At 47.4% G+C, this 12,975-nt stretch carries 11 protein-coding genes; 8 read left to right on the forward strand and 3 right to left on the reverse strand.

What is annotated here, in order from left to right; genetic code table 11:
• Positions 1-7: 7 nt before the first annotated feature.
• The 4 genes from sufU (at position 8) to QUA74_RS22625 (ending at position 3,221) form a co-directional block, all read left to right on the forward strand.
• On the forward strand, positions 8-454 hold the full coding sequence (gene sufU / locus QUA74_RS22610; RefSeq protein WP_333333693.1) for a Fe-S cluster assembly sulfur transfer protein SufU: 447 nt from the start codon (positions 8-10) through the stop codon (positions 452-454).
• 736 nt (positions 455-1,190) lie between these two features.
• Entirely contained in the window at positions 1,191-1,967 is a 777-nt protein-coding gene (locus tag QUA74_RS22615) for an SDR family oxidoreductase (protein WP_333333694.1), read from the forward strand.
• Positions 1,968-2,015: 48 nt separating this feature from the next.
• Positions 2,016-2,150 carry a hypothetical protein gene (locus QUA74_RS22620; RefSeq protein WP_333333696.1) on the forward strand — a complete coding sequence of 45 codons (135 nt, stop codon included), beginning with the start codon at positions 2,016-2,018 and terminating at the stop codon, positions 2,148-2,150.
• Between the two features lie 12 nt (positions 2,151-2,162).
• Complete coding sequence (locus QUA74_RS22625) at positions 2,163-3,221, forward strand: NAD(P)-dependent alcohol dehydrogenase (RefSeq protein ID WP_333333698.1); 1,059 nt, start codon at positions 2,163-2,165, stop codon at positions 3,219-3,221.
• A 516-nt stretch (positions 3,222-3,737) separates the two neighbouring features.
• On the opposite strand, the gene QUA74_RS22630 is transcribed toward QUA74_RS22625, so the two are convergent.
• Positions 3,738-5,033, reverse strand: coding sequence for a ribonuclease D (locus tag QUA74_RS22630; RefSeq protein WP_333333700.1), 1,296 nt, complete (start codon positions 5,031-5,033; stop codon positions 3,738-3,740).
• A 229-nt stretch (positions 5,034-5,262) separates the two neighbouring features.
• Positions 5,263-7,980, reverse strand: a complete 2,718-nt coding sequence (gene gyrA / locus QUA74_RS22635) for a DNA gyrase subunit A (protein WP_333333702.1) — start codon at positions 7,978-7,980, stop codon at positions 5,263-5,265.
• A 395-nt stretch (positions 7,981-8,375) separates the two neighbouring features.
• On the opposite strand from gyrA, the gene QUA74_RS22640 reads away from it, so the two are divergent.
• The 3 genes from QUA74_RS22640 to QUA74_RS22650 all read left to right on the forward strand — a co-directional run bounded on the left by QUA74_RS22640 (position 8,376) and on the right by QUA74_RS22650 (position 11,441).
• The gene (locus QUA74_RS22640) at positions 8,376-9,299 is read left to right on the forward strand and encodes a histone deacetylase (RefSeq protein WP_333333704.1); all 924 of its coding nucleotides are present in this window, start codon (positions 8,376-8,378) and stop codon (positions 9,297-9,299) included.
• 336 nt (positions 9,300-9,635) lie between these two features.
• The gene (locus QUA74_RS22645; protein WP_242716917.1) at positions 9,636-9,824 is read left to right on the forward strand and encodes a hypothetical protein; all 189 of its coding nucleotides are present in this window, start codon (positions 9,636-9,638) and stop codon (positions 9,822-9,824) included.
• Between the two features lie 594 nt (positions 9,825-10,418).
• Positions 10,419-11,441 (forward strand): ATP-binding cassette domain-containing protein, encoded by a 1,023-nt coding sequence (locus QUA74_RS22650; RefSeq protein ID WP_333222266.1) that lies wholly within the window; start codon positions 10,419-10,421, stop codon positions 11,439-11,441.
• Positions 11,442-11,570: 129 nt separating this feature from the next.
• On the opposite strand, the gene QUA74_RS22655 is transcribed toward QUA74_RS22650, so the two are convergent.
• The gene (locus QUA74_RS22655; RefSeq protein ID WP_333333706.1) at positions 11,571-12,200 is read right to left on the reverse strand and encodes a Uma2 family endonuclease; all 630 of its coding nucleotides are present in this window, start codon (positions 12,198-12,200) and stop codon (positions 11,571-11,573) included.
• A 172-nt stretch (positions 12,201-12,372) separates the two neighbouring features.
• On the opposite strand from QUA74_RS22655, the gene QUA74_RS22660 reads away from it, so the two are divergent.
• Positions 12,373-12,903 carry a DUF4917 family protein gene (locus QUA74_RS22660; protein ID WP_333333707.1) on the forward strand — a complete coding sequence of 177 codons (531 nt, stop codon included), beginning with the start codon at positions 12,373-12,375 and terminating at the stop codon, positions 12,901-12,903.
• Positions 12,904-12,975: the final 72 nt, after the last annotated feature.

Raw genomic sequence — 12,975 nt, forward strand, 5'->3', positions numbered from 1 at the left:
ATAAATTATGAAAACTAACGATCGCCAAATTTACCAACAAATAATTTTGACACACGCCACAAAACCGCAAAACAAAGGAAAAACTAACCCTGTACATCGTCAACACCGAGGAGAAAATCCCTATTGCGGTGATGTGGTTGATTTAACGCTGCTACTAGATGAAGCAGAAAGTAAAATTGCAGACATTAAATTTGAAGGTGCAGGTTGTGCTTTGTGCCTTGCTTCTGCTGACTTAATGGCGATCGCTATCAAAGGTAAAACTATTTCACAGGTGCTTTTAATGGTAGAAGAGTTCCGCGAGATGGTAGCGGGAAATACTCAGTTTGAGCCTCCGTTGGAGAAACTCAATATCATGCAAGGTGTTTCCCGATATCCGATGCGGGTTAAGTGTGCAACTTTGGCTTGGCATACCCTCAAAGCGGCGCTGAGTTCGGTTGAAACTAGCAATGAATAGCTATAGTCACATCCAGCAGAGGCACATCCAATGGACTCATATCAATTCCGGTGCAACCGGAATTATTGTTGACTGTTGGCTGTTGACTGTTGACGAATGACGAATGACGAATGACTAATGACTAATGACTGACGAATAGCCTGTGCAATAGGCTATTCGTCAGTTCGTTTCTGTGGGCTTGCGCTCTATCTGCCTCGGGCTTAGCCTGCTGGTCGTTCATTAACGACCTAGCGGACTTTTCACTCGTTTTGGCAGCGTTCGTTTCTAAGTTTGCAGGATTGTACAACAATCTTAGACGATCGTTCTATTGCTTGCCCTTGAGGATTCTTAGAATGAAGCTAAAGCAATGAAAAATGGTTCCGGCAAATTGTAAGCATTCTGGACTTTTATTTAAGAAAAAACTCAGTTTTGATTGGGCAAGAAACCTGCTGAGTGACAACCAAAATGCCATCAAAGCTAACCTTGCTTATTAAAAAATCCATCCCTATTGATAGAGAAGCAATAAGTGCTCAATTTCTACGATTGGGACAGCCACCGAAATGGCATCAAGTGAAGGAATTAAGAAATGGACATTAAACGAAGTGGCTCACAGCCTTCGGCCAAAGGACCGGCTGAGTATTTTACCGGCACTGTCCGCATTGACCCCCTGTTCGAGGCACACGATCGAGCACGCACACTTGGTGCCAGTGTCACGTTTAAAGGCTTCCCTAATGGGCAACACCCAAAGGAGTAAAAAATGACAAGGAACGAGAATGGAAGCTACACAGGAAAGGTTGCGTTTGTGACCGGAGGAGCGAGCGGCATCGGTCGAGCTACGGCGCTGGCGTTTGCCCGTGAAGGTGCCAGCGTGGTGGTCGCTGACATCTCAGAACAGGGCAATCAAGAAACAGTTCACACGATCGAAGAACTTGGCGGTCGGGCGATCGCCGTCAAGTGTGATGTGACGCGAACCGAGGACGTGAAGGCGGCTCTGGACAAGACCGTTGAGGCTTTCGGGCGGCTGGACTTCGCCTTCAACAACGCGGGCATCGAGCCGAGGAAGGCAGCTCCGACCGCCGAGTACGAGGAGGAGGAGTGGAACCGGATTATCGACATCAACCTCCGCGGCGTTTTCCTGTGCATGAAGCACCAGATCCCGCTGATCCTCAAGCAGGGAGGCGGCGCGATCGTCAACACGTCATCGGGCGCGGGAATCATCGGCATCAAGGGCAGCCCCGCGTACACCGCCGCGAAACATGGCGTGATCGGACTGACCAAGGCAGCAGCCCTCGACTACGCCGCGCAGAACATCCGCGTCAACGCCGTGTGTCCCGGCTACATCGACACCCCGATGATGGGTCGCTTCACCGGCGACACGGACGAAGGGCGCGCCAAGGTGATTGCCGAGGAGCCGGTCGGACGGATGGGCAAGCCCGAGGAGATCGCGGAGGCTGTCCTCTGGCTGTGCTCCGACGCGGCTGGCTTCGTCATTGGGCACGCCCTGGTCATCGATGGCGGCCAAACGGTGCAGTGATGTTCGCCGCCAACCCGATCGAACCCTAAACGCATAGACAACAAAGCATTGTCGCCATCGTCACCTTCACCGCCAACGGCGATGACTCATATCGCCACTCAGGAGGTACTCGACGGCAAGCCCCTGGACTGGATGGAAAAGACCAGCGACGAACAATACCAGGCACCAAAAGTAAACAAATAGGAGCATCAACCCATGTACAACACGAAAGCTTATTCCGCAGCCAGTGCAACATCACCGCTAGCCTCCGACACGATCGCACGGCGCGATCCAACCGAACACGACGTTCAGATCGAAATCCTCTTCTGCGGCATCTGTCACTCCGATGTCCATTCGGTGCGTAATGAGTGGAGCGACTTCATGTCTACTACCTACCCGATCGTTCCCGGTCATGAGATGGTGGGACGGGTCACTCAGGTTGGCTCGGCAGTGACGAAGTACAAGCCTGGCGATCTGGCAGGAGTCGGCTGCATGGTTGATTCGGATGGAACCTGTCCCAATTGCAAAACAGGACTTGAACAGTTCTGCCCGAACCTGACCCTCACCTACAACTCCCCGGACAAGCACCTTGGAGGTGTCACCTATGGTGGTTACTCCGATAGCATCGTCGTCGATGAACGCTTCGTTCTGCGCGTTCCCACCAACCTCGATCTCCCTGGAGTCGCGCCACTCCTGTGCGCCGGAATCACAACCTACTCGCCTCTGCGCCACTGGGGTGTCACCAAGGGCAAGAAGGTCGGCGTGGTTGGTATCGGCGGGCTAGGCCACATGGGTGTGAAGTTCGCCCGTGCATTCGGAGCCCACGTCGTCGTTTTCACCACCTCGCCCAACAAAAAGGAAGACGCGCTGCGCCTCGGTGCCGACGAAGTGGTCGTCTCCCGCAATGCCGACGAAATGCAAAAGCACGCTGGCAGCTTCGATTTCATTCTCGATACCGTCTCCGCCAATCACGACATCAACGCCTATCTCAACCTGCTTCGCCTCGACGGCAACATCACCCTTGTCGGCGCACCTGAGAAGCCCCTGGAGGTCGCGGCATTCAGCCTGATCATGGCCCGCCGCAGTCTCTCCGGCTCTAACATCGGCGGCATCGCGGAAACCCAGGAGATGCTCGACTTCTGCGGCGAACATAACATCACCGCCGATGTTGAAGTCATCCCCATCCAGAAGGTCAATGAAGCCTACGAAAGACTGCTCAAGTCCGATGTGAAATACCGCTTCTGTATCGATATGGCATCCCTTAAATCTGAATAACCCAGGTGGAACCTCGAAGGACTAATCATGCAAACGCGCAAACTTGGAAACAGCAATTTGGAAGTCTCGGCGATCGGACTTGGCTGCAGGTAGGGCTGTTTCATTCTCAGGGAAATCATCGTTTTGTAGGGGTAGTGCCCCCGTGCCTACCCCCTCCACGGACGAGGGAATCGGTGTTTCAAATATCGGGGCAACCACGGGGGGTTTGCCCCTAGGTCGAATGAAACAGCCCGGCCCCAAAGGGGGAAGTTCCACCTAAAGAACAAAGCAAAAAATACCACAGACGGATTACATGGATGCGTTGGCGCAAGATGGAGAGGACTGGGTGAATTATTTGGATAAATATTCTGAATCTGTACAACAGTTAATGAATTTAACTCGTAATAAACGTCGCTTTTATCAACAGGGTAGACAGGCTGCAACCATTATTATGCGGTCTTGTTCCTAGACCTCTTTCTCGCGCTCCCAAACCCTTGATAACACAGAAAAATGAGAGGAAACGTCATATTTTAGTAGTTAAAAAGGGATTTCATCATCATCTTCCTCTTCCATAGTCTTAGCCGTCATCCGCCAACTCGTAAGATACTCAATTTGCACATCAATTTTGTTAATTGCTTCCCCTAACCGCTTTTGGATGTATTGAGTCAGCGTCACCATAAAATCTAACTCAACTCCCACAGATAGGGCAAGTTTTGCCAAGCTAGCAAAATCTACCTTCAAAATTGAGGAACTGGATAACTTAAAATGGGGAGTATTTTCCTCATTTTGCACCAACATTGCTTTTTTAATTCGTTCTTTGAGATGCTCAACTTCTGAATCCAGCAACTTCCATTCAGGCAAAATTTCTTTGTACCTTTCACCCAATGCAGTTAAATCATCACTCTCCGGTTCCGGCGCAATTTTCTTAGTAGATTTCCGCCGTTGCTGTACATTAGAATTTAACCGCAAACTAGCAATATCCTCCACTTCCAAAGATGGATGAGCGATGAGTTTGCCTAACTGTTTTTGAATTTCTTTCGTCAGCGTTACCGGAAAATTTAACTCAATTCCCTCAGTTTGCGTCAGTCTGGCCAGGGTGAGAAAATCTACTTTCATCGTTATCGAACTGGAAAGCTCAAAATAAGAACTGTCTTTGAGCTTTTGGGCTAGCATCCCTGCTTTAAGGCGTTCTTTCACTTCAGCGATTTCTGAATCTAGTGGCTTCCACTGAGATTCTATTTCCTGATATTTTTCGCCCAATGCTGTCAAGTTTTCCGTTGCGGGTTCGGGGTAACATTGGGCAAGAATTTCTAGCAGGCGGCGATGCACTCCAGCTAAATAAACCGCGTCCATCTTGGCATATTCTAGCTGCTTCTGCGTCAGAGGACGCTTTGCCCAATCGCCGCTTTGTTCTGTTTTATCTACATAAGCAATGCCGCAAAGTGTTTCTATTAAAGTTTTGAGTTGTCGATTAGGTAAGGGCAGAATGTAAGCTGGAATCTTTCTCGCCATTTGCAATGTGCAACTGACATTTTGAGCGTCGTCATTGCCTAGAAATCTGATGTCATAGCTGGCGTTGTGCAATACTTTTTCAATATCTGGATTTACCATGATTTGGTTAATGAAATCTTTTGCCAATTCTGGTTTATCCAATACATCAAGTATAAAAGTGGCATCTCCACTAGAATCTGTGGAGTCAGCTAACACCTGAATCAGAGATAATCTGGGGTTGGATTTATAGTCTGCTATTTCTGTGTCAACCCACAGGATTTTAGCTTGGGAAAATTTAGTGATGAGTGCTTTGATGTCGTTTGCTGCTGTTAAATAAGGCATTTTTACAGACTTTTGCTATTAATTTTTTGATTCTATTATGCTATAGCAATTATCGGATCGATTGTCAACGATTCAAGCGCCGGACATGGCAAGGCCGTGTCCCTACAGATATTTTTTCACAATTAGTATTAAATGTTGACCCGTCTTGGAGGGAGAAACCGGGAATAGACGATCGCATTTTTACCATTCAGCAGTAAGGTACGCAGCGCGCACCTTACAAACTATTAACCTATGACTCTTCTGCCACTTCCTCAGATTCCGATTCTTCGATCGATTCTTCACCAGCAGCCGGCACTAAAGCCACAGCTACGATCGAATCATCCTCGTCCAACCGCTGCACCCGCACACCCGTTGCTGTGCGCGATTGGGTAGAAATTGCACTCACAGCCTGACGGATAATAATACCTCGGTTGGTAATGATCATCAACTCGTCATCTTCGTTGACAATTCGCAGCGCAGCTACCTGATCCTTACCCTTTTTCGACTTAAATTTAGTAGCCGTCAATCCCTTGCCCGCCCGTCTTTGTAGGCGGAATTGAGAAACTGGAACCCGCTTGCCGTAGCCGTTGGTGGTGATTACCAACACCGAAGGAACTTCGCTGCTAACTGTCGGAATTTCTTCGGCTTCTTCGCCTTCAATTTCCTCGGCTTGCAGTTCTAATTCTTCGTCTTCCAATTCCGCATCTTCCGTTTCCAATTCAGCAAGTTCTGCCCCTTCAAATTCCGAATCTTCAGTTTCTAATAGAGCAATATTAGCTCCCTCAAATTCCGAGTCTTCAGTTTCCAATTCAGCAATTTCGGCAACAATTGAACTGGGCAAAATGTCCATACTGATCAACTCATCGCCCGATCGCAATTTCATTGATTTTACACCCCGCGTCGCGCGGCCGACTGGGCGCAACTGTTCGTGATTGGTGCGGAAATGAATTGCCATGCCTTGGCGCGTACCGATGATGATGCTGTCACCCACTTTTGCTCTCCGTACCCAGCGCAGTTGGTCGCCTTCTTCTAGAGAAATCGCGATTAATCCATTAGTGCGGATGTTGCCAAAAGCGGAAAGTGCGGTTTTCTTGATGTAGCCGCCGCGAGTCAGCATTACCAAGTATTCTTCGCTGGTGAATTCTGTCACTGACACCATAGAAGTGATTTTTTCTTCTATAGGAATCGGCAACAGTTGCACCACGGGAGTGCCGCGGGCCGTCCGGGAACAGATGGGAATTTGATAAGCTTTGACAGAGTAAACTACGCCCCTGTCGCTGAAGAACAAAACGCTGTCATGATCGCAACAAGAAAGGAAATGTTCTACTCCGTCGTCTTCTTTCATTTTCGCGCCTGCTTTGCCGCGAGTAGCGCGACTTTGGGCCTCGAAAGTGCTGACAGGCATCCGCTTGATGTAGCCTTGCTCTGTGATCAGAATAATTGCTTGTTCGTTGGCAATTAAATCTCTTTCATCAATTTCTCCTTCGGCGTGTTCGATGACGCTGCGCCTAGGAGTGGCGATTTTGGTTTGGATTTCGACTGCTTCAAATTCGGCGATTTCTAAGATGCGTTCCCGGCGCGCTAAGATATCTTCCAAATCGGCGATTTTAGCTCGCAGTTCTTCGTGTTCTTGCTGAATCTTTTGCGCTTCTAATGCTGTCAAACGCCGGAGCTGCATTTGCAGAATTGCGTCGGATTGCTGTTCCGAAAGACCATAATTATCCATCAATTCTTGTTTCGCTGCTGCGGAGTCGGCAGCGGCGCGAATTAGGTGAATAATTGCATCTAAGTTGTCTAAGGCAATTAATAAGCCTTGCAGAAGGTGGTCGCGTTCTTCTGCTTTGCGGAGCTCATATTGAGTCCGGCGAGTAATTGTCTCAATGCGGAAGTCTAGGAAGACATTGAGGAATTGGGAGAGCGTAAGTAGTTGGGGTTCCCCGTTTACTAGCGCTAACATATTGGCTCCAAAGTTGGCTTGGAGGGGTGTTTGTTTGTAGAGGTTGTTGAGGACGACGCGGGGATAGGCGTCGCGCTTGAGTTCGATCACGATCCGCATTCCGTCTCTATCGCTTTCGTCGCGAATGTCGGAAATTCCATCTAATCTTTTGTCGTTGACAAGTTCGGCAATTTTCTCAATTAGCGCTGCTTTGTTTGTTTGGTAAGGCAATTCGGTGATAATAATTGCTTCTTTGTCGGGGCGGCCGGGATGTTCGATGGTTTCAATGCCGGCGACTCCGCGCATTGTAATCGAACCGCGACCGGTGGTGTAAGCATCGCGAATGCCGCCTCTACCCAGAATTTGTCCTCCGGTGGGAAAGTCCGGGCCGGGGATGTACTGCATCAATTCCAGGTCAGTAATTGCTGGATTGTGAATTAGTGCTAATAAACCGTCAATTATTTCGCCTAAATTGTGCGGGGGAATGTTGGTTGCCATCCCTACAGCAATCCCGGAGGAACCGTTGAGCAAAATTTGGGGAATGCGTGCCGGGAGTACGAGGGGTTCTTGCTGGGAACCATCGAAGTTATCGCCGAAATCAACTGTTTCCGAGTCGATGTCGCGCAGCATGGAGTCGCTAGTGAGAGCTGTCAGGCGACACTCGGTGTAACGCATCGCAGCGGGCGGGTCGTTGTCAACGGAGCCGAAGTTGCCGTGGCCGTTGATCAGGCGTTCCCGCATGGAGAAATCCTGAGCCATCCGCACCAGGGCGTCGTAAACCGCTGTATCTCCGTGCGGGTGATACTTGCCCAGCACCTCCCCCACGACGCGGGCGCATTTGCGGAAAGGTCGATCGGGAGTCAAGCCTAATTCGTTCATGGCGTAGAGAATGCGTCGGTGAACGGGCTTGAGACCGTCCCTGGCATCTGGTAGCGCCCGACCGACAATTACGCTCATGGCGTATTCCAAGTACGATCGGGACATCTCATTACCCAGATCCGTCGGGATTATCCGCGACTCAGAGGTGCTCATAGGTTGAAAAACTCCGTTAAAAATTTAAATTTGACCGCTATAAATCTCAAAAATGCGATAAAATCGGTTTGGATTCAGTAGAGCTGCCAAATATTGCAAATTACTCCTGAAATTATATCACAATTTGCCTTTGACTTTATGGGAAAGTTGCCAGAAAAATTAAGGGACGAAACAAGCACAATTGATAATTTGTCAGTTGGTGATTTTTTCAGCAGTTGGCAAAAGCTAGAAAGGTTTTTTTAGGCTGAAGGCTTTCATGCTTTCGTGACTTTTTTGACGCCCATATAAGAAATTAAAATGGTTACTAGATCGAAATTTTAATTTCACAAAACCGAAGGCCTTCTTAAAGCCAACTAAAAATCTAAAATCTAAAATCTAAAATCTAAAATCAGCCGATGCTACCCGTCATCTACTCCGAAGATTTCTTGCTGCACAAGACTGGAATGCTTCACCCAGAGCGACCAGAACGTTTAACGGCGATCGTCAACGCTCTGAAAGCTGCTCCCTGGGCGGATCAAATTCAGTGGCAACTGCCCACCCCAGTGGCGCAGCGCGAACAACAACTGTTCTCGGCTATCAAAAAAGTTCACGCGCAAAGATACATCAAAGAAATCGAACATTTGGCTCATCGGGGAGGCGGCTACCTCGACGGCGATACGCCGATTTCTGCTGAAAGTTACGATGTAGCGCTGCTAGCGGCGAGTGCTTGGCTCGATGGGGTCGATCGAGTGGTGGCTGCGGGGGAACCGGCTTTTGTGCTGGCCAGGCCGCCGGGACACCACGCCGAAAACGCCCGCGCGATGGGTTTTTGCTTGTTTTCCAATGCTGCGATCGCTGCTCACTACGCCCTGGAACAGCCGGGAATCAACCGCGTCGCTGTCCTCGACTGGGACGTGCACCACGGCAACGGCACTCAATCTTTGGTGGAAAACTGCCGCCAAATTGCCTACTGTTCCCTGCACCAATCTCCGTGCTATCCGGGAACAGGAGATGCCGAGGAGCGAGGCATCTACGAGAACGTGCTGAACATTCCCCTGTATCCGGGCGGTGGCATAGCTGAATACCTGAGCGCCTTTGAATCTCTTGTCGTGCCTTTTTTGTCCAAATTTGAACCGGATTTGTTGATTGTCAGCGCTGGTTATGACGCTACTGCGTCCGATCCGCTGGCGAGTATGACTCTGATGCCGTCAGATTTCGGTACTTTCACCGGATACTGCCTGCAAATCACCCGTCGCATCGCCTTTGGTTTGGAGGGGGGTTACGCGCTGAAAGAGTTGGCCGAGTCGGTTGTGGCGACTATTGACCGATGCCTCAATTAGCTGGAAAATTGGCATAGGGAAAAATAAGGTTGAAAAGCTGTCAGGACGGGATGGAGAGTTTTTGAGGGCGATAAGCGAAGCGATTATTTGGCGATCGCGCTTGATGGTCTTTTTCCCTCTTCCTTCTGAGTTCTTCCTCCTGACTTCAGTGACAAGCATCACAAATTTAAGAGATCCAAGTCACTTGGCATCAAAGTCTTGGTCACAGATTTTTAACCAAAAAATCACACTGTGTCAATGTTTTCGATCGCCATTGAAGTCACTCCCAGAGTGCATAATACAAATACAACAAGCCTGTTAAAATTTTATCTGTCTCAATCAACTAGGAGGTTTATCATGTCAGTATCCCAAATGACACTCGAAGAGTTATTTGGTCAGGTCATGTTCTCCAGCGTCGTGACTCGCCACGACCGGAGACAGCTCAGATCTGCACTCTTAGAAAGAACACTGAATGATGATGAGTATGCCATCATCAACCGACTGCTGTACAACGTTCGCCGCGGTTGGGTAAAAATTGTCGATTAAAGACTTGGCAGCCACTCCCTGTAGGGGAGTTAATACCATTTTCGATTTTCGATTAAAGAATTGGTAATGACTGATAAATATCGGGGTTGAGATCACGGACATACTGTTACATTTTTTGTGGAACTCATTACAAGCATAACTTGCCACTTCGGGAAGTTTTTTGCGTTTAATACTGGGCTCGAAAGTGTGATGTGTTTGACCAGAGTATGAATTATCATCAACATCTCGCTACACATCAGCCTATAGGTAGAGATAATTATAAAATAACAGGTTTCGGGTGCATCTCTACTTGTTGAAAACTTGTGAGTTTTGAGTTGTTAACTGAAAAGTTATAATTAACTCAAAACTCATAATTTTTTGGATTTGAGATGGGAGATTGGAGAGTGGGAAAACTGATGAATATCAGGGTTGAAAACCGCTAGAAAATTAATATTTTTTAAACTGATATTAAGAATCAAAACTATAGGCTGTTTCCGGTTGAGGAGGATGGTGCGATCGTTACAAGCACAGCCAATCGCATTGGTCGATCGACCATTCCGGCAATTTGAGCCCGGAAGTGTCAAAATATTAACAACCAGTTCATCCCCAAAATATATGGCTCCCGCCGTTTTAATTGAAAATCTTCAGAAACGCTACGGCACTGTAGAAGCCGTTAAAGATGTTTCCTTCAAGGTAGAACCGGGGGAAATATTTGGTTTGCTAGGCCCCAACGGTGCAGGCAAAACCACAACCCTGCGGGTACTTTGTACTTTGAGTGCGCCCGATAGCGGACGCATTGAAGTGTCTGGCATTTCTGCTGTCAGTCAGCCGAGAATTGCCAGACAAAAACTCGGCTACGTCGCCCAAGAAGTGGCTCTCGATAAGGTGCTGACGGGGCGGGAACTCCTGCAACTGCAAGCAGCGCTTTACCATTTGCCGCGCAATACGATTAAAGGGCGGATTGACGAAATGGTGAAACTCCTCGGTTTGGAGGAGTGGGAAAATAAAAAGACGGGCACTTATTCCGGCGGTATCCGCAAACGCCTCGACTTAGCTGCTGGATTACTGCATCAGCCGGATGTTTTGGTGTTAGACGAACCGACTGTCGGGCTCGATATTGAAAGTCGGGTGGTGGTGTGGGATTTCCTGCGGCGCTTGCGGGAGGAAGGTACGACGGTGCTGATTACCAGCCATTATCTCGAAGAAGTTGACGCTTTGGCCGATCGCGTGGCGATTATTGACAAGGGTACGGTGATTGCACAGGGCACGCCGGAGGAGTTGAAAAATCGGGTTGGGGGCGATCGGGTGACTCTGCGGATTCGGGAGTTTTCGCCGATCGAAGAAGCTGAAAAAGCTAAAAATCTGATGCAATCTTTGCCTTTTGTGCAGGAAGTAATTGTCAACGCGGCTCAAGGAAATTCTCTCAATTTAGTAGTAACACCGCAAAGCGATGCGCTGGTGACTATTCAGCAAGCTTTAAAAGATGCGGGATTGCCTACTTTTGGGATTGCTCAATCTCGGCCGAGTTTGGATGATGTGTATTTGGCTGCGACTGGTAAGACGCTGTTGGATGCGGAGTTGGCTGCTGCTAGCAACCGCGATTTGAAGGCGGAGCAAAAACAGGCGATGCGATCGTAGTTTGAGGGAAGGGAAAAGTTCGTGAGAAACAGGCAAGATGCCTGTTCCACAAAGAGTGAATTTTCTTGTGGAACAGGCATCTTGCCTGTTCATAAACGAGATAAACCGATATTTAAGCTGAATTTGATATCATACATCCAAAACTTGCTCTGCTGTCAATGCTAATTCTGGGAAAGTTCGGGATATAATGCGATCGATCCCTCGGTAAGCAGTCATTTGATAAACCCCATTTTCATCGAGCAGGTAAACAAAAACTGTCGGCTCTTTCGGGTTGCCCAAATAGTTCCTGCTACCCAAAGCTAAATAATCGACAATCCAATATTCAGAAATTCCCAGCCGCTGATATTCATCCAGCTTGTCGATATAATCATCTTCCCAATTTGTTGAGACAACTTCTACAACTAATTGTGGGGGTTCAGTTAGGGCTGAATAGGCGAACGGCTGCGATTCCCAGAGGTTTTTGTCTACTACTGTAACATCAGGATGGCGGCCTTGTTCTTTACCATTCGGGGTTAATGTCCTGACTACAATTCGGCCAGATACCCTGTAATTCAGGTTGAGTATTTTTACCTCGTCTTGGAACGTATTTTCAATAAAATCAGCTACATTTTCGTGCAGTCTTATTGTTGGTAAGATTTTGACAATTTCTCCATTAACCAGTTCATAACGTCCGTCTTCATCTAGAAGTTGCTTGATGAATCGATCGAAAGTGAGCATTAGTTTAGGTTTGGTAGGAGTTCCATCGTGGTTTGCTCTCATTTAGCTAGATATTTAAGACTATTATGCCACCAGTTTAACATACTGTTTTAACACAGGTGGAATCGTGAGAAGAGTTTCATCTTTAATGTGACTTATTAAGTTATTTGGTGATATTTTATGAGTTTTTAGGATTGTCAATTTAAAAAATATATGTTAGGATAGATTGGAATAAATGCAACAGTTAAATTTTTGGATATTTTTGTTAACGATAGGTACAAAAATGAGTAAAAAATTAGTTTCATGGGAAGATATTCGAGAAGATTTTGAAAACAAGGAAACCAGTCTTTTGCTGGGCAAAGGTTTTAGTTGTGCAGTGTGGAATCGTTTCAAAGATTCATCCCTGTATCAAGAGGCATCATTACAAAATAATGGTGGCAATTTCTTGTTACCAGAAGATATAAAAATTTTTGAGAAGCTAGAAACTAAAAACTTTGAGAAGGTACTAGCAACTCTTTCAACAACCAAAGAAGTCAATGAGATTTTAGGGGTGCAGGCGCATTCAGAGCTTCTCCAGACAATAGACGATCATTATCAGAATATTCAACGCTCTCTAATTGAAGCCGTAGAGCGAGTCCATATTCCTTGGCTAAAAACCCAAAAACACAAAACACAGGTATTAACCACTGTCAAAAAAGAAATATTGAAGTATCAAAATCTGTTTTATACAAGTTATGATTTGCTGATTTACTGGAGCCTTATTTGAAATGCTCACCGTCCTAAAGGAGCGGTGATTCTTGACGCTTCATCGGGATTTGCTACCGAAGTAGTCTGACAA

This window comes from Microcoleus sp. LAD1_D3 (genome assembly GCF_036702135.1).
GTDB lineage: Bacteria > Cyanobacteriota > Cyanobacteriia > Cyanobacteriales > Microcoleaceae > Microcoleus.